This window comes from Planktothrix sp. FACHB-1365, assembly GCF_014697575.1.
In the GTDB taxonomy this organism is placed as follows: Bacteria; Cyanobacteriota; Cyanobacteriia; order Cyanobacteriales; family Microcoleaceae; genus Planktothrix.
Window position 1 is genome coordinate 54,427 of sequence record NZ_JACJSC010000028.1, and the last position, 26,483, is coordinate 80,909.

The 26,483-nt window shown below is 39.4% G+C and carries 27 protein-coding genes; 20 read left to right on the forward strand and 7 right to left on the reverse strand.

Annotated elements, in window-relative coordinates; genetic code table 11:
- Window positions 1–270: 270 nt before the first annotated feature.
- On the reverse strand, window positions 271–1,206 hold the full coding sequence (locus H6G57_RS22990) for a LysR family transcriptional regulator (protein ID WP_190522862.1): 936 nt from the start codon (window positions 1,204–1,206) through the stop codon (window positions 271–273).
- A gap of 340 nt (window positions 1,207–1,546) precedes the next feature.
- Between H6G57_RS22990 and crcB (H6G57_RS22995) the strand changes: the two genes are divergently transcribed.
- From crcB (H6G57_RS22995) to H6G57_RS23005, 3 genes are all read left to right on the forward strand, one after another.
- The gene (crcB, locus tag H6G57_RS22995; protein WP_190522864.1) at window positions 1,547–1,942 is read left to right on the forward strand and encodes a fluoride efflux transporter CrcB; all 396 of its coding nucleotides are present in this window, start codon (window positions 1,547–1,549) and stop codon (window positions 1,940–1,942) included.
- A gap of 56 nt (window positions 1,943–1,998) precedes the next feature.
- The gene (gene crcB, locus H6G57_RS23000) at window positions 1,999–2,406 is read left to right on the forward strand and encodes a fluoride efflux transporter CrcB (protein ID WP_190522866.1); all 408 of its coding nucleotides are present in this window, start codon (window positions 1,999–2,001) and stop codon (window positions 2,404–2,406) included.
- Between the two features lie 110 nt (window positions 2,407–2,516).
- Window positions 2,517–3,875, forward strand: coding sequence for a hypothetical protein (locus H6G57_RS23005; protein WP_190522868.1), 1,359 nt, complete (start codon window positions 2,517–2,519; stop codon window positions 3,873–3,875).
- Window positions 3,876–3,995: 120 nt separating this feature from the next.
- Here the strand turns inward: H6G57_RS23005 and H6G57_RS23010 are convergent, their stop codons facing one another.
- Window positions 3,996–4,490 carry a hypothetical protein gene (locus tag H6G57_RS23010; RefSeq protein WP_190522871.1) on the reverse strand — a complete coding sequence of 165 codons (495 nt, stop codon included), beginning with the start codon at window positions 4,488–4,490 and terminating at the stop codon, window positions 3,996–3,998.
- A gap of 130 nt (window positions 4,491–4,620) precedes the next feature.
- On the opposite strand from H6G57_RS23010, the gene H6G57_RS23015 reads away from it, so the two are divergent.
- Genes H6G57_RS23015 through H6G57_RS23030 form a run of 4 tightly spaced genes read left to right on the forward strand, consistent with a single transcriptional unit; the run spans window position 4,621 to window position 8,776 of the window.
- Window positions 4,621–5,508, forward strand: a complete 888-nt coding sequence (locus H6G57_RS23015; protein WP_190522873.1) for a LysR family transcriptional regulator — start codon at window positions 4,621–4,623, stop codon at window positions 5,506–5,508.
- Window positions 5,509–5,559: 51 nt separating this feature from the next.
- Window positions 5,560–6,504 carry a bestrophin family protein gene (locus H6G57_RS23020; RefSeq protein WP_242049066.1) on the forward strand — a complete coding sequence of 315 codons (945 nt, stop codon included), beginning with the start codon at window positions 5,560–5,562 and terminating at the stop codon, window positions 6,502–6,504.
- 46 nt (window positions 6,505–6,550) lie between these two features.
- Window positions 6,551–8,398 carry a globin domain-containing protein gene (locus H6G57_RS23025; protein WP_190522881.1) on the forward strand — a complete coding sequence of 616 codons (1,848 nt, stop codon included), beginning with the start codon at window positions 6,551–6,553 and terminating at the stop codon, window positions 8,396–8,398.
- A 60-nt stretch (window positions 8,399–8,458) separates the two neighbouring features.
- Complete coding sequence (locus tag H6G57_RS23030) at window positions 8,459–8,776, forward strand: hypothetical protein (protein ID WP_190522883.1); 318 nt, start codon at window positions 8,459–8,461, stop codon at window positions 8,774–8,776.
- Between the two features lie 205 nt (window positions 8,777–8,981).
- Here H6G57_RS23030 and H6G57_RS23035 read toward each other — a convergent pair whose 3' ends face one another.
- The 4 genes from H6G57_RS23035 to H6G57_RS23050 all read right to left on the reverse strand — a co-directional run bounded on the left by H6G57_RS23035 (window position 8,982) and on the right by H6G57_RS23050 (window position 12,613).
- Window positions 8,982–9,455 (reverse strand): hypothetical protein, encoded by a 474-nt coding sequence (locus H6G57_RS23035; RefSeq protein WP_190522885.1) that lies wholly within the window; start codon window positions 9,453–9,455, stop codon window positions 8,982–8,984.
- A 121-nt stretch (window positions 9,456–9,576) separates the two neighbouring features.
- Window positions 9,577–11,310, reverse strand: coding sequence for a SulP family inorganic anion transporter (locus tag H6G57_RS23040; protein WP_190522887.1), 1,734 nt, complete (start codon window positions 11,308–11,310; stop codon window positions 9,577–9,579).
- A gap of 10 nt (window positions 11,311–11,320) precedes the next feature.
- The gene (locus H6G57_RS23045) at window positions 11,321–11,860 is read right to left on the reverse strand and encodes a rhodanese-like domain-containing protein (protein ID WP_190522889.1); all 540 of its coding nucleotides are present in this window, start codon (window positions 11,858–11,860) and stop codon (window positions 11,321–11,323) included.
- Between the two features lie 63 nt (window positions 11,861–11,923).
- Entirely contained in the window at window positions 11,924–12,613 is a 690-nt protein-coding gene (locus H6G57_RS23050; protein ID WP_190522890.1) for an MBL fold metallo-hydrolase, read from the reverse strand.
- Between the two features lie 454 nt (window positions 12,614–13,067).
- Between H6G57_RS23050 and petC the strand changes: the two genes are divergently transcribed.
- The 13 genes from petC to H6G57_RS23115 all read left to right on the forward strand — a co-directional run bounded on the left by petC (window position 13,068) and on the right by H6G57_RS23115 (window position 25,694).
- The gene (petC, locus tag H6G57_RS23055; protein ID WP_190522892.1) at window positions 13,068–13,601 is read left to right on the forward strand and encodes a cytochrome b6-f complex iron-sulfur subunit; all 534 of its coding nucleotides are present in this window, start codon (window positions 13,068–13,070) and stop codon (window positions 13,599–13,601) included.
- Between the two features lie 93 nt (window positions 13,602–13,694).
- Window positions 13,695–14,129: a beta-lactamase hydrolase domain-containing protein gene (locus H6G57_RS23060; protein WP_190522894.1), complete on the forward strand. Its 435-nt coding sequence runs from the start codon at window positions 13,695–13,697 to the stop codon at window positions 14,127–14,129.
- A gap of 138 nt (window positions 14,130–14,267) precedes the next feature.
- Window positions 14,268–14,780, forward strand: coding sequence for a rhodanese-like domain-containing protein (locus H6G57_RS23065; RefSeq protein WP_190522896.1), 513 nt, complete (start codon window positions 14,268–14,270; stop codon window positions 14,778–14,780).
- A 74-nt stretch (window positions 14,781–14,854) separates the two neighbouring features.
- Window positions 14,855–16,171, forward strand: a complete 1,317-nt coding sequence (locus H6G57_RS23070) for an FAD/NAD(P)-binding oxidoreductase (protein WP_190522898.1) — start codon at window positions 14,855–14,857, stop codon at window positions 16,169–16,171.
- A 423-nt stretch (window positions 16,172–16,594) separates the two neighbouring features.
- Window positions 16,595–17,296, forward strand: a complete 702-nt coding sequence (locus tag H6G57_RS23075; protein WP_190522900.1) for a 4Fe-4S dicluster domain-containing protein — start codon at window positions 16,595–16,597, stop codon at window positions 17,294–17,296.
- 15 nt (window positions 17,297–17,311) lie between these two features.
- Window positions 17,312–18,154, forward strand: coding sequence for a DUF2202 domain-containing protein (locus H6G57_RS23080; protein ID WP_190522902.1), 843 nt, complete (start codon window positions 17,312–17,314; stop codon window positions 18,152–18,154).
- A gap of 83 nt (window positions 18,155–18,237) precedes the next feature.
- Window positions 18,238–19,284 carry a heterodisulfide reductase-related iron-sulfur binding cluster gene (locus H6G57_RS23085; protein ID WP_072720536.1) on the forward strand — a complete coding sequence of 349 codons (1,047 nt, stop codon included), beginning with the start codon at window positions 18,238–18,240 and terminating at the stop codon, window positions 19,282–19,284.
- Window positions 19,285–19,399: 115 nt separating this feature from the next.
- Entirely contained in the window at window positions 19,400–20,470 is a 1,071-nt protein-coding gene (locus H6G57_RS23090) for an FAD-dependent oxidoreductase (protein ID WP_190522904.1), read from the forward strand.
- A 14-nt stretch (window positions 20,471–20,484) separates the two neighbouring features.
- A complete protein-coding gene (locus H6G57_RS23095; protein WP_190522905.1) occupies window positions 20,485–21,072 on the forward strand; it encodes a 4Fe-4S dicluster domain-containing protein in 588 nt (195 codons plus the stop codon).
- A complete protein-coding gene (locus tag H6G57_RS23100) occupies window positions 21,069–21,935 on the forward strand; it encodes a CoB--CoM heterodisulfide reductase iron-sulfur subunit B family protein (protein ID WP_190522907.1) in 867 nt (288 codons plus the stop codon). The genes H6G57_RS23095 and H6G57_RS23100 overlap by 4 nt, the downstream gene beginning before the upstream one ends.
- A gap of 58 nt (window positions 21,936–21,993) precedes the next feature.
- Window positions 21,994–22,284 (forward strand): DUF4405 domain-containing protein, encoded by a 291-nt coding sequence (locus tag H6G57_RS23105; protein ID WP_190522909.1) that lies wholly within the window; start codon window positions 21,994–21,996, stop codon window positions 22,282–22,284.
- Window positions 22,281–22,832 carry a DUF2202 domain-containing protein gene (locus H6G57_RS23110; RefSeq protein ID WP_242049067.1) on the forward strand — a complete coding sequence of 184 codons (552 nt, stop codon included), beginning with the start codon at window positions 22,281–22,283 and terminating at the stop codon, window positions 22,830–22,832. Before H6G57_RS23105 ends, H6G57_RS23110 begins: the two co-directional genes overlap by 4 nt.
- 174 nt (window positions 22,833–23,006) lie before the next feature.
- Window positions 23,007–25,694 carry a cyclic nucleotide-binding domain-containing protein gene (locus tag H6G57_RS23115; protein WP_242049068.1) on the forward strand — a complete coding sequence of 896 codons (2,688 nt, stop codon included), beginning with the start codon at window positions 23,007–23,009 and terminating at the stop codon, window positions 25,692–25,694.
- Here the strand turns inward: H6G57_RS23115 and H6G57_RS23120 are convergent.
- Complete coding sequence (locus H6G57_RS23120) at window positions 25,683–26,393, reverse strand: nitronate monooxygenase family protein (protein ID WP_190522911.1); 711 nt, start codon at window positions 26,391–26,393, stop codon at window positions 25,683–25,685. The two genes, H6G57_RS23115 and H6G57_RS23120, sit on opposite strands and share 12 nt — an antisense overlap.
- Window positions 26,394–26,483 lie beyond the last annotated feature (90 nt).

The window sequence follows — 26,483 nt, forward strand, 5'->3', positions numbered from 1 at the left end:
GAACTTTAACAATAATTGTAAATTTTTTACACAATCTTTAAATAGGGGGGTTGACCCCCCATCCTAAAAACGTTATATTATGGTATGTAGATGCACCCTGATGGTAGGGAGAGTTGCCAACGCGACTCTCTCTTTTTTATTGTCTGTTGTCTGTTGAGGGTTGTAGGTCAGGAATCAGAAGACCGGAGTACGAAGCTCGGAGTCCCTAAGACTTAACTAAACCTTGTAATAACCTACTGTTTCCTGTTCCCTGTTCCCTGTTCCCTACGATTACAAGTCTTGAGTTTGAGAAATAATCAGATTGCGGAGCCAAATTTGAAAGGGAACATTATCATAATTTTTAGACCAAACTTGCATATAGTGATACTCACCCAAATCAATTGGGGGTTCAAATAAAGTGATATGAGCCGCATCTGCAAATAGTAAAGCAATGCGACGGGGTAAGGTCAAAATAAAATCCGTTTGACTAATAATTAAGGGAGCCGACAGAAAATGAGGTAATTTTAGAATCACTCGACGTTCAACGCCTAATTCCTCTAATATTCTGTCAACATGACTTTTAGATGATTTTTTAATAGAGTAGATGGGTAAGCCTGTAACATTAATTAAAATATGAGGCCAAGCCGTATAAGATTCCAGGGTAATATCTGCTTCAAGAATCGGATGTTCGGCTCTAACAATGGATACAAAATGTTCCTTAAATAAATTTTGTTTTTTAAACTCTGTTTGTTCTTCTAGGTCGATTACACCCAAACCCAGATGAATTTCTCCTTTTTTGAGCATTTCTAAAGTTTCAGAATTCCAATAATAGCACTCGATATCAATAGCAGGAGTTTGGCGAAAAAGTTCTTTTAAAACCCGGGGAAGGATCACAGTCGTTGCATAATCTGAAGCAGCAATCCGAATCGTTCCTTGAGCTTGTTCTGGAAGGAAAATGGGTTCTTGAACCAACCTTTCTATATCGAGAAGAATTGTTTCGAGGGCTGCTTGCAACGCTAACGCTCTAGGAGTGGCACGCATTCCCGTGCTAGTACGCTCTAGTAAGGGATCATTAAACATTTTCCGAAGTCGATTTAAAGCATGGCTCGTCGCAGATTGACTCAAATTTAACTTTTCGCTGGCTCTAGTAACGTTACTTTCATCAAGTAGAACTTTTAAAATCCTCAGCAAATTTAAGTCTATTTGCCTAATATCAATTTGCTGCATATCTACAATTTAAAATATTCATTTTACAAATTAAAGCAGTTCATAGCATAATGGCAAGTGACAAGTCTCTCTTGTCAATAAACCCCCCAAACTAACTTGGAGTTGACCTTAACTGAAGTCACCTTTAGAAAAGGGCAGTTTTTTATTGGGTTTAAATATCAAATCTGTTTGACAGTAAACGGCTCTTCTGGGTAGGACAGAATTTAGCAAAATCAGTGTTGATTAGGACAAAATATTTCCAGTCCTTTAAAACCAACATTGTGTAACTTAAGCTACATTTTTATCCTAAACCCAAAAGAGCCGAGTCAATTAAAATGTAGTACAGGATCAATTCTATCTCATGTCTGACATAACTAATGTTTTAGCGATCGCGGCAGGTGCAGTTCCAGGCGCACTATCTCGCTATCAAATCACTGAATGGACGAAAGCTAAATTAGGGCCGAAATTTCCCTATGGAACATTTGTCATTAATTTGACGGGATGTTTAGCAATGGGTTTCTTTTTTACGATTTCCAAAGGAATTACAGGCTATCCCAAAGAATTAGATTTACTGATTAGAACCGGATTTTTAGGGTCTTACACCACATTTTCAACCTACGGGTTTGATACTCTAAGTCTCTGGCGGAATAAACAAACCGTTGCGACCGCTTTTTATTGGGCTGGAAGTGCAATTTTGGGTTTGATAGCAGTGATGATAGGTGTTGCGATCGCCAACGTTGTTGTACCTCCTGCATAAACAAAAGTTGAGATTGCTCTCGAACAAACTGAACACAACTAATTTTAGGAAAAAACATGGAGTTTTTGAAAGGACGTTTTGCCCTGTCTGTGGCAATTGGGGCTATTTTTGGTGCATTAAGTCGTTTCTATGTCACTGAATTTTCAAAAGTGCTTTTTGGAAAAGATTTTGGCTTTTACGGCACATTTTTTATTAATGTCACCGGCTGTTTATTGATTGCTTATATTTTAACTTTAGCGATCGAGAATATTCGACAGATCACACCTGAACTGCGACTGATGACAACAACGGGTTTCTGCGGAGCCTATACGACCTTTTCGACCTACGGTTTAGAAGCCAATGGTTTCTTAGCCAAGGGCGATACCCAGACGATGTTCCTTTATTTTTTCGGAAGTGCCGTCGTCGGGATGATTTGTGTCCAAATCGGTGTTTTATTGGCAAGGGCAGGTGTTCCAAAAACTTAAAGGGGAGGGGATTGATAGTCAAGTTAACAAGACTAACTAAGGGTATAATTCGGGTCAATATAATACAACTATCATAAATTAAAAACGCTACCTAAAAACTCAGGAAAATTATGATGTTAGATTGGCGACTCAAACCCGGATATTTAAACGAAGGTTGCTCTGATTTTGAATCTGTACACATTTTGCTGGGATATTTTATCGCCAATCGTCATTCACCAACCCCCTTACCCAATAAATCTCTACTCACGGAAAATGAAGCCTTTGAGTGGGGGAAAGGTAAACCTTTAGAAAAGGTGATTAACTGTCAGTCGGATTTTGAATTTCTGATGCAGCATCCTCGACTTTTTCGGAATGCTTTAGCCATTATTGAACCTTGGGAACACGTGGGTTATAATCCTTTAGGGGAGCACGTTCGAGCCTCTCTAAATGTTGCCTATATTGCCCAAACAATTGCGGACTGTGACTCAATTTTGTTTCCTTTATGGTCGTCAGGATTACTCGATCCTGAAACAATTATTCCGGTGATTTCTTCAGGGTTAGCGGTGGTTTTAGAAGGAGGAGATCCATCAGTCCGCGATGCTTCTACCTTTGCAGGGAGCAAATCGTCTCTCGCAGATTTACATCTATTTGTGGAAAAGTTACTGTTATCTCGAACACCAACCAGTGCCCCCGCAATTTTTATTTGTTTAGGACATCAATTAGCCGCCCAAGGACACATTAATTTGATTCAAAAGGCGGTGCAGCAGGTACTTAATTTAAGCCAATTAGAGAACGATTTATCAGGAAAAACCCTCAAAGCCTTGCAAAATGTTTGTCAAGAAATTGAAAGGATTGGGAATTCTCTTTCTGTTAAGAAAAAGAATGGTAATATCGTGGCTCGAAGTTGGCATGATCCTGAATTTGCTGTGGGGCCAAACGAATTTAAAGAAGTGGGCGATCGCCAGTTACATCATTATGAATCTCCTGATAGTGAAAGTTCAGGAATTCCTCAAGAATTAATTACCACCCATGAAGTAACCGCCGATGAATTTGAAGGAGTAATTGATACTTCTATCGAATACGAACATGAACTAAATATTGCCATGTTCCACTCAGATGAAGTGAATGAAGAAGCCATTTTATTTGCAAATTGGGCCTATCGATTACTCCATGATACGATAATTTCCCATCGTCATATTCTCGCAGGAAGTCCTCTCTCTTGGCTAATGCAAATGCCTTATGCTATAGAAATTCTGTGTTCAACAGCCCATGAAGATGAAATCCTTACTGAATGTTCTGCTACCTGTATCAACTATAAAGATTTTGAAAGTAAGTTGATTCGGCGATCCTTTACTTGTCAATTTCACCCGGAATTATTATCAGATTTGAGGTCAGTGGGTTTTCGTAAACATCCCTCCTATTCTGAACTTAAAAAAGATGATGGAGCGAGGTTATTTGCTCGATTACTTTATGCTGGGATGCAAGAGTAAGGATAGTTTTAGGTAAGAAATTACCGTTCATTATTTAGGTATAAATAAAATGGCTAAAGGTATAAACCCTTAGCCATTTCAAAACTCAAAAAAGGAGCCTTATAAATCCCTAACTAAAAGTTAGTGACCTGCATCTTCTGATGTGATCAAGATTCGCTGACCGAATTCTCCAATTTTAACAGACATATCATTGGCATCATGAAACTCATAACGATCAATAACACTACTGGTTTCAGATTTATTGACTGAAGTAATTTGAAATCCAGGTACATATTTCTTCAGTGCTGTCATTACCTCAGAAGGAACTTCACTTTCAGAAATATCACGTTCTACTTCTTCAATACCACCATCAGTATAAACATCTACTTCAACTTTCTTTCCGTTGAGAGTGCCTTCAACTTCAATGACGGGTAAGCCATTATCCCCTAAATCCCAGCTAGCCATTGTCCATTTGGCATTAGGAAGTACCCGTTTAGCAGAAAGCAAAACTTGAGGAGGAACATCTTTGATCTGAATATCAACATTTTGTGCTGAGACAGAAACTATTCCAGTTGTGAATAGTAGAACACCCGCTAAAAGAATGGTCAAACAAAACTTGTTGAATACTTTAAACATGAATTTACGGCCTCAAAAAACTAGGAATGTAGGTAATCTACCATGCTTGTATTGGATTTTTTTGTAGATGTGTATGCTTAAAAATAATAGAGCTATAGTTATAAAACATACCGATTTTTTTAGGGTATTCATGGAATTACGCCATCTAAAATATTTTGTTGCGGTTGCAGAAAATCTTAACTTCAGCCGTGCTGCTGTAAGGTTGTATATCTCACAACCTGCGTTAAGTCGCCAAATCAAAGATCTTGAAAAGGAACTGAATGTTATGCTTTTTTTAAGACAACCGGATGGATTAAAACTCACAGAAGCAGGGAAATTTTTTCTCGAACAAGCTAAAGATATTTTGAATCGTAGTGATGTTTCTGTGCGAACCATCAAGGCTGATTACGCCAATCAAGATCAACCTTTAATCATTGGCTATATCCCAACTATTCTCCAGAGTTTTCTGGGTCAAACCCTACAGAAATTTGGACTTGCTTATCCTCAAATTTCCGTAAGTTTTCGGGAGATGTCGCCGAGTGAGCAAGTTAAAACATTGCGAGATGGGGGGATTAATATTGCCTTTATGGGCAATCCACCTGATGATTTATCAGAAGAATTTATGATCCAATGTATTAAGAAAGTGCCTATTGTTGCTCTGCTATCTAATCAACATCCCCTTGCAGATCAATCCTCAATTAATCTAGCTGAACTTGCATCTGAAAAATTTATCGGGATGTCTGAGGAAACATTTCCAGGGCGAAATGATCGGATTCACGATGTTTGCCGTTGCGCTGGCTTTACCCCCAATTTACATCTATTTGCTGATAGTCATGCCTCAATGATTGCTTTGGTTGCCACAGGGCAAGGGGTCGCAGTTATGCCCATCGAGGCAGAAGCACTACCCCATCCCCAAACGGTGTTTGTCAAGCTACACCATCCCCTATACTACGCTCGATCTGCTGCTGTTTGGAGGAAAGAAACACCCGCTCAATCTTTAGATAAATTTCTAAAAGTTCTATTAGATTATGTTCAATAGTTTTCTATAATTGTGCTCTAATTAGCCCCTTAATATCAATCAAACTTCATGATGAAATTAATCAAAAACTCAACTTGGTTAGACTTAGCAATTGATTTAAGAAATTCGGTTATTCTGGCTATTTGGCGGCGAGTAATAGCGACGATGATCTTTGCTTTACTGATCACAATTGCCTATCACCAAGGATATGCTGTAAATCAACCTATTCTCGCAACTTTAATTCCTGGGGTTGTCCTGGGATTATTATTAGTTTTTAGAACCAATACCGCTTATGATCGATTTTGGGAAGGTTGTAAACTGTGGCATGATTTGCTCAATGCAGGTCGAATTTTGTGTCGGAATATTTGGACAATTGTTCCCACGAATAATGCTGAAGACTTAGGAAAAAAAATAGCCCATATTAGATTAGTGGGTATATTAATAATAACGATTAAATTGAATTTAAGAGATGAAACCCTTGATAATAGTATAGCAGCATTAATGACTCAATCAGATTATTTAGAACTCACAAAAGCCAATAATGTTCCCCTTAGAATTATCAATTGGTTTGCCGAATATTTTCGCCAGCTTTATTATGATGACAAAGTTATTCCCTATAGATTTTTCATTGAATTAAATCGCTCTTTAGACCAAATCATCATGTTATTAAGTGGTTGTGAACGAATTTTAAACACCCCACTTCCTAGACCTTATTCCATTCATCTCAAACATTTATTATTGTTATATTGTTTTGCTTTACCTTTTCAATTTGTCCAAGAACTAGATTGGTTTACCATTCCGGTTGTGGGAATTATTAGCTTTGCCTTATTAGGAATAGAAGATATTGGTGTAGAAATTGAAAATCCTTTTGGTTATGATCGCAATGACTTACCTTTAGATCGCTTTTGTCAACAATTACAAGCTGAAATCGAAACAGAATGGGTTGATTTGGATATTTCTACACCTAAAAACGGTAAGACTAGGGAACCCAATATTCAACTAATTCAAAGCATTTAGCAGAAAGGAGTCCTCAAATCCAATAAGGATAACCATAATTATGAATATGAAATCATCTTATTCAAATTTAAAAATCGAACTCGTTGAAACTAGCTTTGAGAAAATTAAGCCTCATGCAGTCGAATTTGTCGCTAGTTTTTACCAAAATCTGTTTGAAGCTTATCCAGAAACTCAGCATTTATTTGGTAAAACCGATATGGATAAGCAAGGGAAAAAACTCCTTAATTCTCTAATTCTATTAGTCGAAGGTTTACGCACGCCTGAAGTGTTAGTTCCCATTCTCAAAGATTTAGGAGCTAGACATAAAGGCTATGGCACAGTTGCAGAATATTATCCCCTTGTGGGCGAGATTTTATTACAAACTTTCGCCGATTATTTACAAGAAGATTGGACTCCCGAAGTCGCACAAGCTTGGCTTGAGATTTACACAACAACCTCTCAATTAATGTTAGAAGGGGCAGGGGTAGATATTTCTGATTTAAGCACACAGCCAGAGATAGAAAACCCTCCGTCAGTGCCTCAAATATCCGTTTCCTTAGCTAAAGAAACAACCCCACAATTATCGACAACGGCACAAATAGAACTTGTTGAAACGAGCTTTGAAAAAATCAAACCCCGTGCGGTCGAATTTGTTGCTAGTTTTTATGAAAATCTGTTTGAAGCTTATCCCGAAACTCAACGTTTATTTGGTAAAATTGATATGGAGAAGCAAGGGAAAAAACTTCTGAATTCTCTGATTTTATTGGTCGAAGGTTTACGCACACCTGAAGCGTTAATTCCGGTTCTTAAAGATTTAGGCGCTAGACATAAAGGCTATGGTATAGTTACAGAATACTATCCCCTGATGGGCGATATTTTACTCAACACTTTTGCCGATTATTTACAAGAAGATTGGACTCCAGAAGTCGCACAAGCTTGGCTTGAGATTTACACAACAACCTCTAATTTAATGTTAGAAGGTGCAGGAATAAATGCCACTGTCAAACTAGAACAACCAGAAGTCAATGCAATCCCATTTTCCTCATCAATTGGGGAAACTGTCTCACCCAAAATGGGGAAAAAGGGTAGAGAGAATACGACACCTCAGCAACGTAATTTAAGTCAAGTTATAAGACTGATATTACAACCCCTAAAACCCCTTCAAAATAGTTTTAAATATAGTTTTCAAAAAATTAATGAATGGTTTTGGGAGTCACCAACTTGGTTAGTCGCTCTTGTCATTGTTTCTATTTTGGTTGGAGTCTTACTAATGAGTCCTGAAGGTTCGTTTGTCGCTAGACTTTTAGGAGCAGTTGAAGGGATTAGTATCATCGTGGCTATCATTCTATATGTTAAAGAAATTCCTGACCGCAAAAAAGAATTCCATTATCAAGCTTGGAGTGTTATTGATGCGGCTCATGGGGTCAAAGTGAGTCCCGCCAGAATTATTGCTTTACAAGATTTGAATCAGGATGGAGTAGCTTTAAATAATTTAGATCTACCCGGAGCAAAATTAGTCAGAATTAATCTTCCTAAAGCTGATTTAAGCGAAGCTAATTTAACGAAATCTGATCTGAATCATGCTGATCTAAATCATGCTAATCTGGGAAATGCTTTACTCGCTCGCGTCAACTTTACGGGTGCTAATTTGAGTTATGCTAACTTGGGTTTTGCTAAACTAAGTTACGCGAATCTGAGTAGTGCTAATTTGAATTATGCCAACCTAATTTGTGCTGATTTAAGAGATACAAATCTAAGTGGTGCAAATCTCAGCAATGCGAATCTGAGTGGCGCAGATCTGAAAAATGCCTATTTAACAGGTGCGAACCTCAGAGGTGCGACTGTCAGTCAATATGACTTGCGGGGAGCCTATCTCAAAGGTGCTATAATGCCTGACGGATCAAAACATCCTTAATCCTAATAATACTTGATCTGTTCTTCTAGCATAAACCTGTAAAAAAAGGAATAGAATTTTATGGAATTTAACAAAAATACCCTGGCTCAAACAATGGCTTTTTTACTCTCAATTCCTCCTGAAAGTAATTTAGCTAAGTTACTAAAATTATGCTTAGTGACTCAATATAATGGTGAAAATTTAGGTCAAAATGCGTTGGAAAAAAGCCAGGAATTAATTATTAACCCCACTGATTTACCCTATTGGATACAAGAAGTAATTCAAAGTAATGATAAAATTACACCGGAAGAATGGCAAGCGTTTGGACAACTGAATTTAACACAGACTCAGGATTTTATTAATACTCTCTTGGAAGAATTAAATAATTTAAAATTGTAAATTTAGGTAATATGATGGTAACTTTTAAATACAATAAAAAATAATAAAATTTTTCTGAACTTTTTTAAAGTTGCTATTAATTCTTAGAACAAATATAGCCTACGAAATATTTTCGGAAGGCTGGCTTACAGGTTTGACTCTATTAAATTACAAAAGGTTTAATTAATTGACTTAGTGGAAAAATCAATTTTCCTTCAATGACCTGTTAAAAGTATTGAATGATTAAAGGTTTTTCGGGCACAAATCGCGAAGCAAAAGGTTCTTTTTTTCCTAATCCTTTGAAGTTAGAAATATTGACCGGAATTTCTAAGGGTCTGAGATCGGTGACTTCCCAAAAAATCGCGGCATCTAAGGCATCATTTGCTGCCGTTGCTGGACGATATTTCATGCCTTGGGGATGGCGACCGCGCCTCGAATCACTATGACCAATATATAATCCTTGCCAGGTGACTTTAGGAATAAAGGAGCGATTTTCTTGTTCAGAGGCATAAATTAACACCTTCACAGGGCGTTCATTACGATCTAGGTCAATTTTGCGAAACACTTCAAATTCACGGCTTCCAAAGGCTACTTTTCCCTCCTGTTCACAGACCTCCTGAGCAGAAATCAAATGAATTTCAGGTACAGGAGCCAGGAGGGAAAAATTACGGGTCGGTGATTTTACACTAGAATCGTGCATAAAAATCCTGATTCAGACAAGACGATTAAATTATCTCATCTTTAGGTAACAAAGAACCGGAGAGGTTACCCTATTTTATTGTAGGGGTTGGGTTTTCCAACCCTTTATACCCCTTAAAATATTATGATTGGGCTGAATTTGAAACTCGTTGAGATAATTCTTTCATGGCTTGGTCTGTGCTTAAGAAAATGCGATCGCGTCCTAATTTATCCACAAACCCAACTTTTTCTAATTGATCAAAAACCGGGCCTTTGACTTCGGATAAATAAAATTCAATTCCCATCCCCTTTAAATCCTCAATCAGGCGTTGTAGCGTTTCTAAAGCACTGCCATCAATTAAATTAATTCCACTACAAACCAAAAGTAAATATTCAACTTCTTTCTGTTCTGTCACCAGCTTTAATAAATAGTTTTCTAAATATTTCGTATTCACAAAATATAAACTTTCATCGACTCGCACCGCCAAAATATGGGGGAAAGTTGTTACCGGATGACGGAGAATATTCCGAAAATGTTCTGTATTTCCCACCCGTCCAACAATGGCAATATGGGGTTTACTGGTTCGGACTAAATGTAATAGCAGAGAAATCAAAACCCCAATCATAATTCCTTGTTCTGCACGGGTAAACAGAACCGCAACAAACGTACCGCACCAGGTAATTGCATCCAGTTTATTATATTGCCATAACCGTTTTAGCGTCGGAAAGTCGAGGAGATTGCCAACGGCGACTAAAATAATGGCGGCTAAACTGGTTTGAGGTAAATAATAGAATAAAGGCGTTAAAAACAAAACTGTTAACATCAGGAATACGGCGGTAATGACTGATGCTAACCCGGTATTTGCTCCGGCGGAAAAGTTGACAACAGAACGACTTAAACCTCCGGTGATAGGATAGCCTCCCGTAAATGAGGCGGTAATATTTGAGGCTCCCAAGGCAATTAATTCTTGATTGGCTTCAACTTTTTTGCGTTGTTTACTGGCTAAAAATTGCCCTACTGAAAACGCTTCCATAAAGCCAACAAAACTAATGGCTAAGGCGGAGGTTCCTAATAATTGCAGATGGTTTAGATCTAAATTAGGGAGAGTCAAAGGCGGAAACCCTTTAGGAATTTCTCCCACCACTTTTACCCCAAAAAATTGATCTAAATGCAGTAATCCTACTAAAATTGAACTCCCGATCACCACCATTAACGGCCCACTTTTGGTGAGGGGAATAATAATTGATTCCTGAACTCCTTTGGATTTGAGATATTGTCCTAAACCTCGATTAAAATAGAGTAAGAAGACTAAACTGATTATTCCTAATGTCAACGTTATGCCATTAAGATGAGGACTTTCCTGAAAAATAGCAGTAACGGTACTTAAAAACGATTCAGTTTGAGGAATTTTGATTCCCAATAGATGTTTAACTTGGCTAAATCCAATCAGAATAGCGGCGGCACTAATAAAGCCAGAAATTACCGCTTGGCTGAGGAAATTAGCGACAAATCCTAACCGGAAAATTCCGATTAACAGTTCAATAATTCCGACTAATAACGCTAAGGTTAAGGCATATCCCCAATATTCCGGTGTGTTTTCTTTGGCGATCGCACTAACCGCCGTTGCAACCATTAAAGAATCGACCGCCACCGGAGCCACCGACAGCATGGAAGCGGTTCCTAAACAGGCATAAACAATTTGAGGAAAAATGCTGGCATAGAGCCCAACTTCTGGGGGTAAACCTGCCAGCATTGCATAAGCCATTCCCTGGGGAATTAACAAACTTGCAACAATAATTCCAGCCGTTAAATCTCCGGTTAAATCTGTTTTTTTGTAATTGAATCCCCAGTTTAAAATCGGAAAATATTGTTGCATTGATGCCAATTTAAACACGCTGATTATAAGGTAATTTTGCCAATAATTGTGCCATCATGCAAGTATTTGTAATTCCGGCAAACAGTAATCCAGCACCCACAAATCCACTTAAAAATAGAAAATTGGGAGAAACAAATGCGCCTAATAAGGTGCCAATTAAGACTAAGGAACCCGCAACAATTTGTACCTGTCTCATAATGCTAATGGGGGCATTTTTATTGACAATGGTGGGATATCCGGCTTGTTTCCAACTGTTTAATCCCCCTTGTAGGTGCATGACCTGTTTAAACCCAAAAGCAAACAATTTTTGAGCCGCTTGGCTACTGCGGTTGCTGGTTTGGCAATAAAAAACAAAGGGTTTTGAGCCATTCACAGGTAAATTTAAGGGGTCAAAGGTTGATAAAGGTATGGAAATTGACCCAAAAATATGTTCTCCTGCGTGTTCAGATGGTTCTCGAACATCAATCAGGGTAATTTCATCCTGATCAAGCCATTGTTTTAAGGTTTCAGCATCAATTGATTGTAATTGGTCAGTAATAAAGTTAGCCATATTTTAAGTCAGGTAATTACATCGGGAATCATTCATTTAATCAGGTTTGCAGACTATCTTGCTTTAGGCTTGATTTCCACAGAGTTGATTCGCCGGAACTGCTTCAGCAATTTTTTTCGGGTTGGGTAGATTTAAGTTATTCATCATCTCAATAAAGCTGTTTCGATCTTTGCCCACAAACCGAGGATTAAATTGTTTTTCTTCTCCAATTGTTGAAACCGTTCTTCCTTGATAATCATGACCGGGATAAACGGCTGTTTGATCGGGCAGAGTAAATAATTTTTGAGTAATATGATCGTAGAGTAATCCCGCATTTCCACTTTGAAAATCGGTACGTCCACAGCCTCGAATTAATAAGGAATCTCCAGTTAATAATCGCTCCCCATTGACTAAATACGCCATGTGGCTATCGGTATGTCCCAAGGTTGCGATCGCTTTAATTTTAACATCTCCAATCTCTAAAATTTCCCCATCTTTAATCAAGCGATCAGCACAATTAACAATGGCGTTTTCGGGAACAATTCCTAAACATCCAGTGCGTTCTCTGAGTTTTCCAGTTCCGGTAATATGATCCGCATGAACATGGGTTTCTAAACAATAACGCAAGGTCAATCCTAATTGTTCTAATAGGGTGATATCTCGTTCTACTTGCTCTAACACAGGATCAACTAAAACCGCCTCTTGAGTTGTTTCGTCCGCAATTAGATAAGTATAGGTACTGGTTTCTGGGTCGAAAAGTTGGCGAAACAGCATGGTTTTTCACTCCTTGGGGGGAAATAGCAACACGACTATCCTACCATATAGTTTTATAGAAAGATAGATTTATAAAAAAATTTATAATTGCCTTGACAATCATATAACTAAATGGCAATATTAATATACCTGCATATTTATCCTCTAACTCTAGGACTTACCCAATGGGCTGATGCAGAAGCCAGGTTTCTGGAGCGAAAATCAAGTTTCCATCCTGAAAAATAGCCAGAAACCTGATTTCTTGGGTACTGTGTGTAAGTCCTAACTTTTATTCCTTGCAGGTTTCAGCACTTATAAACGCCGAGGCGATCAACAGTGCCAACTTTGGCATTGAAGTGATCCACGTCTGAACTGTCGGTTTTGATTCCTTCTAACCGCGTCTTGCTTTCCCTTTTTTAATCCCCGGCTTCTTCAGATTTAAACGAGAAGTCGGCTTTCTCCTAACTGAACTTTAATGGAAAATAGCCTACCTCTGGAAAGTCCTTCTCTGTCCCGTCGTCAACTCCTGAATTTTTTGACAGGTGCAGTTGTTGCGACCACTGCGGGAGCCGTTCTTTATCCTGTAGTTGAATATGTTCTTCCTCCGGCAGAAAGTGGAGAAGATGGGGCAATTTTGGCAAAAGATATCTTAGGAAATCCCATTCCTGCTAGCCAAATTTTAGCTGAAACCCCTGGAACTCGTGCTTTAGTTGCGGGTTTAGCGGGAGATCCAACCTATTTGATTGTTGAAGAAAATAGCCGTTTAAATCCGATGGGAATTGTCAATAATTGTACCCATTTAGGGTGTACATTTCCTTGGAATTCTGTTGATCAACAATTTCAATGTCCTTGCCATGGTTCCCGTTATAGTGCCGATGGTTCAGTTTTACGAGGGCCAGCACCTTTACCGTTGAAATTAGTTCATGTTGCGGTTAGAAATAACCAAATTTGGATTTCTCCCTGGACAGAATTAGATCCCCGAACTCAAGCTCAACCTTGGTGGGTTTAACAACAGCAATAGAAATCGGATTAGTCAAAAAAAATTGGGTTATCAACCCGGTTTCTAGTGCCATTCTAACAATAATAACCATCGGATTACATCATGTTTCAAACTGTTACATCATCCTTAGCCATTGGGAATTTATCTTCCCCCGAAGAACTGCAAGAGATTGCTGAACAAGGGTACAGTACCATCATTGATTTATGTACACCCCAAGAAGGCAAAAAAATGCAAGCTGAAGAGGTGGAAAAACTGGGATTTAATTATATTAGTATTCCTGTTTCTCCTCCTAACCTCAACCCAGACGTGCTGCAAAGCTTTAACCAAGCTTTAAATACCGCATCTCAACCTATTTATGTTCGTTGTGCATCGGGTTTGCGTGCGGGAGTGTTAACCCTCTTGACCTTAGCCAGTGAATACAATTGGACAGAAGAAGACTATTTAAAACGTCATCAAGAATTAGGTCTTGAACACAAGCCTAACTGTCCGATTCAAGCATTTACTGAACAATATTTTAATAGCCATACATCTCAATAAACCCAGAGAACGATAGAGGCAATGGTTCATAATTTTTCCTCTAAAAAGCTAGGTATTAAAGGTTAAATAGAGCCTAATTTCTATTTTAATTTTTATTTCCAGGCTTTGAGATTTAGCTGTTACAGAATGGATCTGTTTATGTTTAGAAATCTCGGTAAAATCAGGCAAAAATTATTATTATTATTTTTGCTAATTGGGTTGCTCCTTTCTCCTATCTTACTGTTTAAGCCTGTACCTGCCTTAGCCAGTTCTTTTGATTTAGGAGAGCCGGTTAATGCACCGGAAAATTTGAACCCAGTGATCACTCATTTTTTGGAAGAAATTCCTCCCCGATATTATGCAATCATGAAGATTCAGGATCTTCAAAATCTAATACAACAAGGTGATCTGGTTTTAATTGATGTTCGAGAACCTTCTGAATATGCTTTCGGTCATATTCCAACTGCCATCAACATTCCCTTAAGATCCTTAACTCAAAATATCGATCAAATTCCTAAAGATCGTCCTGTGGTTTTGTATTGTACAACAGGTTATCGGACGGCAATGGGCGTGATGGCATTAGAACTTTTAGGCTATCAGAATGTTCGAGGATTTCCTCCTAGTATTCAAGGTTGGAAAGCAGCCGGACAACTTTTAGAAACAGTCCCGTAATTCCTGATGCAATTAACAGCATTTATGGATTGATTTTCACTAACAACAACTCTTCTCACACAACAACACTCAACATGGTTACATCCACAATCCAACCCGCCGAAATTTCTGATAAAGTGACACTTCCAACGGTTACTAAAACCTTAAATTATCAAATCGTGATTATCGGAGCAGGGGCCGCCGGAATTACAACCGCATCTCTACTTTTTAATCAGAATCATTCCCTCGATATTGCTATTATTGATCCCTCCGATAAACACTATTATCAACCGGGTTGGACATTGACGGGAGGGGGTGTTTTCCAGATTCAAGATACTGTTAGAAATCAACGAGATGTTATTCCTCAAGATGCCACTTGGATCAAAGATAAAGTCATTCACTTAGACCCAGAGCACAATCAAGTTTTAACTCAAGCGGGTTTCCAGGTTCGATATGATTATTTAATTGTTTGTCCGGGTATTCAAATTGATTGGCATCTGATTTCAGGACTCAAAGAAGCATTAGGAAAAGAGGGCGTCACCACAAATTATTCTCCTCGGTATGCACCCTATACTTGGGAATTGATTCGTAATTTTAAAGGTGGGAATGCTTTATTTACCTTTCCGAATACTCCGATTAAATGTGGGGGGGCACCTCAAAAAGTCATGTATATGGCCGATGACACTTTCCGTCTAAAATGGGGAGTTCGTCAACGAACCAACGTGATGTTTTTTTCCCCTGGAAATCGGATGTTTTCTGTTCCTGAATATTCTCATCTGTTAGAAAATGTTGTTAAAGAACGAGAGATTAATGTTCAGTTCCGGCATAATTTAAAAGCGATTATCGCTGAAACAAAAACAGCCCTTTTCGATATTTTGGATAACAATGGCAATGTAATTGATCAAGTCAGTTATCCCTATGATATGATTCACGTTGCTCCGCCCCAAAGTGCACCGGACTTTATTAAACATAGTCCTTTAGCTATTCCCAATAATTCCTATGGTTGGGTTGATGTCGATGCTTATACCTTGCAACATAAGCGATATCCGAATGTTTTTAGTTTAGGTGATGCTTCCTCTTTACCCACTTCTAAAACCGCCGCCGCTATTCGCAAACAAGCACCCGTTGTTGCTAAAAATTTACTCGCTTTGATGGCCTCAAAACCGTTAATCAGTCAATATGATGGTTATACTTGTTGTCCCTTAATTACCGGGTATGATCGGACTATTATGGCAGAATTTAATGGTTATAATACCACAGTTCTATCCAGTTTCCCCCTCAATCCAGTTAAAGAACGGGCAATTATGTGGACAATGAAAGTTACCGCTTTACCCTGGATTTATTGGAATCGAATGCTCACGGGAGATCGATTTGAGGGGGAGTACATTAAATTTATGCAGTGGAAAAAATAACCTCTTAGGGTGCGTAAGCTTAAGATTATGCACCCTTGATGATCTCAAAATATAGAAAAATTCCCCTAAAAAAACTGATTTTTAGGGTGATTTGTTGCTAAATATGCCATCAAAATTTTAGATTTTTTGAATTGACAAACTGAGAATATTATAATAAAATAAATTAGGTTTAAAAACCAAAACCAGTTGTTACAGATTAATCTGATTCGTCTTAAGAAGTGTTCTATTTCTAAAATCAGGGGGTAGGAGCAGATTGATCTAACTTTTTGCTATGCCATTGCTCATAGATCAATCGACTCCTACCTTTTCCTAGTTCTGAATTAAGTATATTTACTGATTGACATTTTCTGTATTTTATATAACTATATAAGAATATAAATATTTGATCAGCTAGTTAAAAAATCGCATCGGAGGGTTTGGCTGATGGGCAAGCTAGTTAACGAACTTAAACGAGACATTCAATACCAACACGGGATGAATGCCTGCCTGAACTGTGGCATCTGTACTGCGGTTTGTCCAGCCGCCGAGGTTTATGACTACTCTCCGAGAGAAGTGATGAACATTTGCCATCTGGAAGAAGAAGACTCCCTTGTAGAGTTACTTAAATCTGATAAAATCTGGTTTTGCGGACAATGTTTCTCCTGTAAACCTCGATGTCCAAGAGGCAACAGCACCGCCCAAGTCATTCTGGCTTTGCGTCGGCTTTCAGTACGTCATGGTTATTTTGCCGAATCAGAAAAAGGCAGACAACAATTATTTGCTAAACGAGTCTTTGGGGAAAATCTGCTTAAACGAGGTTATACCTTAGTGGCAGAAAATATCACCCCGGCTCACTTTCCTGAACTCGGAGAAAACTGGGAATACTATTACGAACACATGGCAGAAATGCGAGAGTGGTGGGATGTTCCCATGAACTTAGAAAATAGCGCAGGTTCCCACCGCATGATTCCCGAAAAAGACATGGATGAATTGCGAGCAATTTATCAAGCAACTGGGGCACTTGAGTTAATGGATGCTGTTGAAAAAGGTATGGAAAAGAAACTCGGTAGCAAAGAAGAAGTTGAAAAATATTGGGAAAATTGGGTAGAAACGGCTGATAGCAGAAACTACGAGATGGGAGAATAAATCAGGAGAAAAATTATGCAGACAGTTAATAATTTTAGTAGCGTCAATAGCAGTCTGGATGCCTCCGAAACGGAAGGACTCCTCTATATGCGCGAAGAAGAAAAACTGGCGCATGATGTCTACGTCACCCTGTATGAACAGTGGGGATTATCTATTTTTAACAATATCGCCAATAGCGAAGACAGTCATGAGAATCAGATAGAAACCCTGCTTAATAACTATCAAATTGAAGATCCAGTTGGTGATAATCTGATCGGTGTTTTTGTTAATCCAGATTTACAACAATTGTATAACAATCTGATAGCCCAAGGCAGTCAATCATTAACGGCAGCCTTACAGGTAGGAGTGTTGATTGAGGAGACTGATATTGCAGATTTACAAGAGCGAATTGCCCAAACAGATAACGCTGATATTCAAAAGGTATATGAACAACTTTTGAAGGGATCAAATAATCATCTGAGTGCATTTACTTCAAACTTGACTGGCGAAACTGTTAATACGAACTCCTCTAATACCTCTAATAATGTAACGAATCAGATTCAGGAAACAATAATAGATGACCCTCTAACTGGAGGTGGAAGCAATCAAAGCTTCGTTAGCAATGGTGGTGGTAACTCAGCTTATGCAGCAAATTTTGTCTTGGGTTCATCAAGTCAAATTAACAGCACTGGGTTATCAGCAGTTGAGCAGAGTTATCTGAATATTGATAATAGTTTTACTGCCCAAAACCAGCCCTTTGCTTCATCTAATATAGGAGGGAACAGTAACTTATCTACAAACGACTTGCCGATGGGCTTTTCTCTGACTCAAAACCCGATGGCTGCTCTTACTATAATGCAGACAATAGCCAGAATATGAGAGCGGTAATTTGCCCGGTTAATTCCTAAATTAGCATCCATCAAAGATTAAAAATTGACATCAATCAAAAAGGAAAAAACACAATGAAAGTAGCTAGACAAAATTTAGCTTGGGAAAAACATCAAAAGCACGTTCCAACCGTTGATGAACCTGGTGGGAATGTATGGGGGTGTTTCCGCAGTTGTTTTCTGCAAAGTGCTGCCCCCTATACAGAAGGAATTGCCTATAAAATCTTAAAAAATGACTTAGGAATTGATTTACGCGAAGCTGCTGGACATACTTCTTGTGGGGCAATTGGCTATCACGGAGATGTGACTAATCTGGAAACCCAAATGGTGGTTGCGGCTCGTAATTTTTCCGTTGCTCATGATGAATTAGGAGTCGATAATCTCTTCTCATTTTGTGTAACTTCTTTTGCGAATTACACTGAAATGATTCAACTTTGGGAAGAAGAACCAGAGTTACGAGAATATACAGAAAAAATGTTAAAAGAAACCACAGGACGTGAATTTTGGGTTCCTCATGTTTCTGGGGGTAGACCGTCTGTAGTTCATGCGTCTGATGTGTTTTTTGCCAATCGCCATAAATTAGCAGAAAAAGCTAAATATAGTTTAAAAGGAATAAAAGCCGTTGATCATATTGGCTGTCACTATGGCAAAATCTTTCCGGGTGAGTGCATGGGGGGATCTGAATTTCCTCAAGTTTTAGTCGGGTTATTAGAAGCATTTGGCGCGGAAATTGTTGACTATCCAGAAAGAAGACATTGCTGCGGCATGGGTTTTCGTCAATGTGCATTTCCTGAAAATCGAGACTATACCGCTAGTAGCGTTTATAAAAAGATGAAAAGTCTCAAAGAAACCCATCCCGATTGTAATTTAATTTTAACCAATTGTCCGGGGTGTACGGTGTTTTTAGATGCCGAACAAGGAACCATTAAAGAAGTCTTGGAAGAAGAATTTAATGTTAGTATTCTCGACTATGCTCAACTCACAGGTTTGATGTTAGGATACGATCCGTTTAAAGATTGTGGATTAAATGCCAAAGTTGTTCCTATTGAACCCTTATTAGATAAAATTGGCATTTCTTACGACAAATCTAAAACCTTTGAAGAACGGAGAAGACCGTTTTAATCAGTTATCAGTTATCAGTTATCAGTTATCAGTTATCAGTTATCAGTTATCAGTTATCAGAAGAGTAAATCATCATACCTATTGAATTTTATTTTCTAAAAAAAAGGGAGGAAACATGAACAAACCTGTGGTAATTATTGGTGGTGGCCCTGCGGGATTAGCGGCGGCTGGAAAACTTCAAGACTTTGGTTATGAGGTGGTTTTAATTGAAAAACAAGCCGAAATCGGCGGACATTTAAACAAGTGGTATAAAGTGTTTCCTGATTTTACGGACGCTTCAGAAATTACGGCTAATCTGAAAGCTGAGTTAGGGAAAACTCGAATTTTAACCGATACAACCATAACTCAAATTCAAGGGTCTGCCCCCAACTTTCAAGTCACGACATCAACGGGGGAAAATCTTGAAGCCGCAGCAATTTTAGTTTCAACCGGATATAAGCATTTTGATGCCAGATTGAAAGAAGAATACGGCTATGGAATTTATGATAATTGCATCACTTCAGTTGAACTTGATTTGATGCTGAAGGCGCAAAATATTAAAACCCGGTCAGGACAAATTCCCCAAAAAATAGCGATGATTCATTGTGTTGGATCTCGTGATGAAAAGGTGAATAATAATTACTGCTCTCGCGTTTGTTGTACGAATACAATTAAGCAGGCTATTGAAATTAAAGAACAACATCCTGATTGTGATGTTTACTGCCTTTATATGGATATTCGGGTGTTTGGTCGCGGTTATGAGGAACTTTACCGCACCTCTCAAGAACAATATGGGGTGCAATTTTTACGGGGTCGGTTGTCGGAAGCGAGTGAGAAAAAAGATGGCAATTTATTACTGCGTTTAGAAGATACCTTAACGGCAAAACCGATGCGATTAAGCGTTGATTTGTTAGTGTTAATGGTGGGAATGGAAGGCAACCCAGAGTTAGCAGAAATAGCGAATTTAAAATTAGGATGCGATCGCTTTTATGCCACCGCCCATCAACAATATTCTAATAATTGCTCAACCCGTGAAGGTATTTTTCTAGCGGGAGCCGCAACGGGGCCAAAAGCCATTATGGAATCAATTACCGATGGTCGCTCCGCCGCCGCAGAAATTGCCAGTTTTGTTGCTCGTTCTTCCCAAGATTCTGAAACGAATTTGAATGGACAATTAATCACAGAAATGGCAACATCTCTCAAATAAAAGAGGAAAAAATCATGGCAACAAAAGCGAAAAAATTTGTCTTTGGGTTGAAAGCGGATCGCCAACTCGACGGCGATAAAATGAACTCCGATTTTGTTAAAAAAGTGGTTGCTGAAGGGGGAAACGGGGCTGCGATCGCGGCTTGTATGCAGTGTGGGACTTGTAGCGGTGGCTGTACCAATATTGACCAGATGGATATGTCCCCTCGAACTCTCATTTTAATGACACAACGAGGGGAATGGGAGAAGGTACTTAAAAGTAACGCTTTGTGGATGTGTAGTTCTTGTTATATTTGTACCTCCCGATGTCCCCGTGGGGTGCGTCCTTCTGATGTGATTGAAGCGGTAAAAGCGATCGCCATTCGCGAAGGAATTGAGAACAATTCAACTCGTTTTAATCAAATTTTTGTCGAGTTAGTGCAGAAACGAGGCATTCTGTTTGAACCAGAATTAATGCAGAAATATGGCGGTTTACAAGCCATGATCGATCAAGCAGAATTGGGCATTAAATTAACCCTGAAAGGGAAAATGTCACCGTTTCCTGCAAAAATCAAAGACCCTAAAACCTTTAGTGAAGCATTAGAAAAGGCGGAACAAAAATGAAATATTCCTACTACCCTGGATGCAGTCTCCATACCACTGCTAAAGAGTTTGATATCTCAACCCAAGTTGTGATGGAGGAACTCGGAATTGAGTTAGAGGAACTCAAAGATTGGTCTTGTTGTGGGGGCTCTGTTGCTGCTGGAGTTTCTCACGATGTTGGGATGGCAATGGCGGCGAGAAATGTCGCTTTAGCTCAAAAACAAGATCTCGATTTATTAGCGTCTTGTTCGGGGTGTTACAACAAGTCAGCCAGAGCACTTAAGGCATTAAAAGAACCCACCGAAAAAGATAGAATTATGGCGATTATGTCGGAAATGGGGATTGATGTTTCTGACTATAATATCCGAATTAGAAATGTTGTCGATGTGTTAGTTAATGATATCGATATTTCCTCCCGAATTAAACGGCCCTTAACGGGTTTAAAAGTTGCCTGTTATTACGGGTGTTTGTTAACTCGACCCGCAGATATTACAGGTTGGGATTCGCCAGTTTTTCCGACATCAATGGATAGATTGTCTGAAATTTGTGGGGCGGAAGTTGTTGATTTTCGCTCAAAAACCAAATGCTGTGGCGGCCCAATTTTAGTGTCTCAACAGGATGTCGCTTTTGATCTGACTAAAAAACTCTTAGATGAAGCAAAATCTTTAGGGGCTGATTGTATTGTTTTAGCTTGTCCGTTGTGTGATACAAACTTAGAACTTCGTCAGCCAGATATTGAGAAGAAATACAATGTTTCTTACAATTTACCAATTTTATATATCACCGAAATTATCGGACTTGCTTTAGGAATGAAACCCGGAAAATTGGGCATGAATAAGCATATTGTTTCACCTAAACCTGTTTTAGCTAAATTGGGATTGTGAACTTGAGGGTTGACTGATTACTGATGCGCGGGCGGGGTAACTCCGCCCCTACGGTTATATGAAACGTAAACGCAGAATTAACCCCAGAACTTATATGCGAGGGGTTGTGGCTTTAGCACTCCTAATCAGTTGGAGTTTGGTCGCACTTACAGGTTTTATCTTATGGTTTGCACCTCATGGACAAGGGGCAGGTAGGATTGCCTTTTTGTTAGGATTAAGTCGCCACGAATGGGGTGATATCCATTTTTTGATCAGTTTGTTGGCGTTAGTTGTAACGATGCTTCACGTTATTCTTGACTGGCGCTCTTTAAAAGGACTGATTCGGTATTTGATAGGAGTAAATCAATGAACAACTACAAACCGATCAAAAACAATCTAAGCACAGCTTTTCAGGGATTAATAGCAGGAATCATTCTGATTAGCAATAACATGATTTTTCCCGGCTTTTTCCCTTCAAAAGCACTTTCTCAAACTGCTTTAGATGCTAAGATTCAACAAGCTATGATTGACGCGATTAATGATGAATATCGCGCTAGAGCCTTTTATAACGCCGTGATCGAAAAATTTGGGGCAGTTCGTCCGTTTAGCAATATTGTGCAAGCAGAAAATAATCATGTCAATCTTTGGAGAAATCTATTTGCTCAGTATGGAATGGCTGTTCCTAATGATAGGTTTCCAGGTCAGATTTCCGCACCTAATACCTTAAAAGAAGCTTGCCAAATGGGAGTAGAAGCGGAAATTGCTAATGTTAAAATGTATGATAATTTTTTAACATTTGTTACCCAACCCGATTTAAAAGCAGCTTTTACCCAACTGCGTCAAGTCTCTCAGGAAAGGCATTTACCCGCCTTTGAGCGCTGTCAAACTCAACCAAATCGAGGTCTTCGTAATTCGTAATTCGTAATTCGTAATTCCCTGCTATATCCTGAGAAATTGTACAATCAGTTACTGAAAATGTGACAAATATTCGGGTATGATCAATTCTCACTCTTATCAGCATTTTCAAGTCTTGCTTGGTGAATTGAGGGAAATTCGTTGAACTCTATAATCGAGTTAACAAACATCTTCCCCTTGCCACAACCCATCGATTACGATCCAACAGTTGCTTCCGATGAAGGGAAAAGGGCAGAAGATATCGGTTGGCTAGGGAGTCAACCCATCTGGGAAAGCCTGCCAGAAAGCGCGATGCAAGCCATTTCCCAATTGTTTTATCGCTTCCAAGTCGAAGCGGGAAGTCTGATTTATCGAGAAGGACAAACTCCCATTGGGCTATATTTGCTCAAGCTGGGAAAGGTGGAAATCTTTCAACAGTCGCCCATTGGTAAGTTGTCGATCCGCGATCGCCACCCTGGAGATTTATTTGGCTATACACTGGTAGCGAGTTCCGATGAAGGAACGTACCATAGTAGTGCGATCGCCCTGACAGCCAGTGAAATCCTGTTTTTACCCCAAAACCCGTTTTTGGAATTGGTAATAGACTATCCTGCTATTCAACAAGTGCTCCATGCCCTGTTGATGCGAGACTTAGATGATCTTGCCAGTCGCATTGCTTGGGAAGAAGAACGCATTCGAGGCTTGCAACCCTATATCCAAGATATTCCCACTGGGGAAATGATTCTCGGTCATAGCAAAGCCACCCAAAAACTCGCTCAAAAAATCGATCAAGCCGCATCTACGTTAACGCCTGTCGTGTTTCAAGCCCAACCGGGTAGCGGAAAAACCTTTTTAGCGGGATTGATCCATCTGCGTTCTCAATTAGCTGACCGACCCTTTGCTGAATTAGATTGTGCTGAACTTCCTCATACGGCAGATGGTAGACTCAATACCGATGTCTTGTTTGGCAGAACGGGCAATCAACCGGGTATTCTGGAATTATTAGAACAGGGAACCTTATTACTCGATAATGTTCAGGTTTTAAGTGAAGGCGATCGCACTCGATTAATTCACTATTTGAAAACAGGATTAATTATCCCCAATCATGGCATATTAGACCACCATCAATTATCTCACGAATCGCCTCAACCCATTCAATCTTGGGTGCGTTTAATTTTTGCCTCTGCCAACAAACTCATTTTTCCCGATATTGAAATTATTTCAATTAAACTATTAACTTTACCCCAACGCAAAGCCGATATTCCTGAATTTGCCGAATACTTTTTAAATCAATTTTGTCGGGAACAAAATCGCCCTTTGTTGCAATTGGATCGGGCAGATTTGCGGCGTTTGATTAGTTACGAATATCCGGGGAATTTAGCAGAATTAGCCGAAATATTGCACCGGGCTGTGATGATGACCCCCATCGGACAATCGGTAATTCCAGAACAAGCTTTGTGGTCAGTAGAATCTAGGAAAAATGCCTTTCGGATTGATTTACTCACCCATGTTCCGGGGTTGCGGAAATTGTTGTTGAGTCATTGGTATCCTGAAGGAATCTGGATTGTGATGATGGCAATTTTCATCCCCGTTACAATTTTAGGTTTTATCGGTTCCCAATCACGAGATAGCAGTATTACCCTCAACTTATTTTGGGCTTGGTGGTGGCCTGGTTATTTATTTTTATTCGCGTTTGTGGGGCGATTTTGGTGTGCTATTTGCCCGTTTATGATTATGGGTGAATGGATGCGTCAACTTTCCCTGTGGTTATTTCCCCGTCAGCAACTCACCTGGAATACCTCATGGCTAAATCGTTGGGGTGCGTGGATATTATTTGCCGGGTTTGTAATCATTTATTTATGGGAAAAACTGTGGGATTTGCCCCACCATGCCTATCTTTCTGCTTGGTTATTATTAACAATTACTGCCGGGGCTGTGATTTTTAGTTTAATTTATGAACGTCGGTTATGGTGTCGTTATCTCTGTCCTATTGGTGGGATGAATGGGATGTTTGCCAAACTGTCGATCACGGAATTGCGATCAACTCAGCAAGTTTGTGGGAGTCAGTGTAATACCTTTGGCTGTTATAAAGGCAGTACGGAAACTCCACTTAACTTTGCTGATGCCTTACCCAATGAAGGACAAGCCAGTAAAGGTTGTCCGCTTTACTCCCATCCCGCCCAATTGCAAGATAACCGCGATTGTATGCTTTGTATGGATTGTTTGAAGGCTTGTCCCAATCGCTCAGGACAGTTAAATTTACGCTTTCCTGCATCGGATTTATTAGATGATCATCAGGGTTTTTGGGCAGAAGTGGCGCTGTTATTACTATTATTTGGGGGTGTGTTTATGCACCATTCCCAGACTATTTTAGGTTGGTTGGGATGGGAAAATCTGCCTGTCGATGCGGATCATTTTTTAACCAGTTTACCCCTCACTTTAGCATTACTCAGTATTCCCGCTATTTTAACATTAGGAACTCATGCGATCGCTCGCTTTTTTGATCCCGAACAACCCAATTATTTAACGATTATTTACGCCTATCTCCCGTTTGTTTTGGCTGCCAATTTAGCCCACTATGTTCCTGCTTTTATGACCGAAGCCGGACAAATTCTCCCCGTATTAGCTCGTTCTTTAGGATATAGTGGGGCAGGATTACCCACTCTAACTTGGAGTTTAGATGTGGCGCAATTTTTACAAGGAGTAACACTACTTTCCGCATTAGTTTTTAGCCCTTACCCTTTGCTACGAATTACTAAACAAAGCGACGAAGCGACGGGGATACAAAGACTAATGAGTAACCTGCCTCATTTGTTGTTAATGGCTGGGTTCACTGTTTTATTATTCAAGTTAATGATACAAAACACGACTCGCTTAACTCACTAACTCCGCCATCAACTCAGCCACAGGCATAATCCGTTGGCTGCGTCCAGCATTACTACCGGAAAACACTAAACCATTTTCCACGTCTCCCCGTGCGGCTTTATCCAACGCCCGAACAATACAATAAAGTTCTCCAGCTTCTCGGTGACGGCAAACTTGAAGACAGTTCAACAGACAGCGTTTTTCAATGGTCGCAGCACGGGAAATTACCTTTTCGACAAAGGGGTTTCGCAGCGCTCGTCCTGGTAATCCCACCGGACTCGAAACCACTATCACATCTTCAGGTTGGGCGTGCAGGTGAAATTCTTTATACCGAATATCGGCATCACATTCATCTGTGGTAATAAACCTTGTGCCAATCTGGACTCCTTTAGCTCCTAATTCTAACATTCTAATAATATCTGAGTGATCCCAAACGCCTCCGGCCGCAATCACCGGAATGGGTTGACCGAGTTCGGTTTCTAAATAATTGACCAATTCAGGAATTACCTGGTCTGGATTCAATTGTGGGTCGTTGAGTTCCTCATATTTAGCCCCCAGGTGTCCTCCTGCGGTATTAGGATTTTCCACAACAAAAGCATCCGGTAAGCGTTTGTATTGGCGTTCCCATTTCCGACAAATCACTTTAGCCGCGCGAGCGCTGGAAATAATGGGGACGAGGGCTACCGATACTTTTTTGCTAACATTTGTTAACAAATACATAAGTTAAGATAATTTCTTAACCAAGGCGTATCAACCAATGCACGAAGGAAAATCCCTCGCGCACCATTTAGATCCCTGTCCATCTTTAAT

What these genes read in the sequence shown, in the direction of transcription:
- H6G57_RS23035 (WP_190522885.1), bottom strand. Translation starts at nt 9,455, where the DNA reads ATGCACGATTCTAGTGTAAAATCACCGACCCGTAATTTTTCCCTCCTG.
- H6G57_RS23070 (WP_190522898.1), top strand. Translation starts at nt 14,855, where the DNA reads ATGGTTACATCCACAATCCAACCCGCCGAAATTTCTGATAAAGTGACA.
- H6G57_RS23020 (WP_242049066.1), top strand. Translation starts at nt 5,560, where the DNA reads ATGAAATTAATCAAAAACTCAACTTGGTTAGACTTAGCAATTGATTTA.
- H6G57_RS23075 (WP_190522900.1), top strand. Translation starts at nt 16,595, where the DNA reads ATGGGCAAGCTAGTTAACGAACTTAAACGAGACATTCAATACCAACAC.
- H6G57_RS23040 (WP_190522887.1), bottom strand. Translation starts at nt 11,310, where the DNA reads ATGCAACAATATTTTCCGATTTTAAACTGGGGATTCAATTACAAAAAA.
- H6G57_RS23050 (WP_190522890.1), bottom strand. Translation starts at nt 12,613, where the DNA reads ATGCTGTTTCGCCAACTTTTCGACCCAGAAACCAGTACCTATACTTAT.
- H6G57_RS23100 (WP_190522907.1), top strand. Translation starts at nt 21,069, where the DNA reads ATGAAATATTCCTACTACCCTGGATGCAGTCTCCATACCACTGCTAAA.
- H6G57_RS23105 (WP_190522909.1), top strand. Translation starts at nt 21,994, where the DNA reads ATGAAACGTAAACGCAGAATTAACCCCAGAACTTATATGCGAGGGGTT.
- H6G57_RS23010 (WP_190522871.1), bottom strand. Translation starts at nt 4,490, where the DNA reads ATGTTTAAAGTATTCAACAAGTTTTGTTTGACCATTCTTTTAGCGGGT.
- petC (WP_190522892.1), top strand. Translation starts at nt 13,068, where the DNA reads ATGGAAAATAGCCTACCTCTGGAAAGTCCTTCTCTGTCCCGTCGTCAA.
- H6G57_RS23095 (WP_190522905.1), top strand. Translation starts at nt 20,485, where the DNA reads ATGGCAACAAAAGCGAAAAAATTTGTCTTTGGGTTGAAAGCGGATCGC.
- H6G57_RS23060 (WP_190522894.1), top strand. Translation starts at nt 13,695, where the DNA reads ATGTTTCAAACTGTTACATCATCCTTAGCCATTGGGAATTTATCTTCC.
- H6G57_RS23045 (WP_190522889.1), bottom strand. Translation starts at nt 11,860, where the DNA reads ATGGCTAACTTTATTACTGACCAATTACAATCAATTGATGCTGAAACC.
- crcB (WP_190522866.1), top strand. Translation starts at nt 1,999, where the DNA reads ATGGAGTTTTTGAAAGGACGTTTTGCCCTGTCTGTGGCAATTGGGGCT.
- H6G57_RS23120 (WP_190522911.1), bottom strand. Translation starts at nt 26,393, where the DNA reads ATGTATTTGTTAACAAATGTTAGCAAAAAAGTATCGGTAGCCCTCGTC.
- crcB (WP_190522864.1), top strand. Translation starts at nt 1,547, where the DNA reads ATGTCTGACATAACTAATGTTTTAGCGATCGCGGCAGGTGCAGTTCCA.
- H6G57_RS23005 (WP_190522868.1), top strand. Translation starts at nt 2,517, where the DNA reads ATGATGTTAGATTGGCGACTCAAACCCGGATATTTAAACGAAGGTTGC.
- H6G57_RS22990 (WP_190522862.1), bottom strand. Translation starts at nt 1,206, where the DNA reads ATGCAGCAAATTGATATTAGGCAAATAGACTTAAATTTGCTGAGGATT.
- H6G57_RS23080 (WP_190522902.1), top strand. Translation starts at nt 17,312, where the DNA reads ATGCAGACAGTTAATAATTTTAGTAGCGTCAATAGCAGTCTGGATGCC.
- H6G57_RS23085 (WP_072720536.1), top strand. Translation starts at nt 18,238, where the DNA reads ATGAAAGTAGCTAGACAAAATTTAGCTTGGGAAAAACATCAAAAGCAC.
- H6G57_RS23025 (WP_190522881.1), top strand. Translation starts at nt 6,551, where the DNA reads ATGAAATCATCTTATTCAAATTTAAAAATCGAACTCGTTGAAACTAGC.
- H6G57_RS23015 (WP_190522873.1), top strand. Translation starts at nt 4,621, where the DNA reads ATGGAATTACGCCATCTAAAATATTTTGTTGCGGTTGCAGAAAATCTT.
- H6G57_RS23090 (WP_190522904.1), top strand. Translation starts at nt 19,400, where the DNA reads ATGAACAAACCTGTGGTAATTATTGGTGGTGGCCCTGCGGGATTAGCG.
- H6G57_RS23065 (WP_190522896.1), top strand. Translation starts at nt 14,268, where the DNA reads ATGTTTAGAAATCTCGGTAAAATCAGGCAAAAATTATTATTATTATTT.
- H6G57_RS23030 (WP_190522883.1), top strand. Translation starts at nt 8,459, where the DNA reads ATGGAATTTAACAAAAATACCCTGGCTCAAACAATGGCTTTTTTACTC.
- H6G57_RS23110 (WP_242049067.1), top strand. Translation starts at nt 22,281, where the DNA reads ATGAACAACTACAAACCGATCAAAAACAATCTAAGCACAGCTTTTCAG.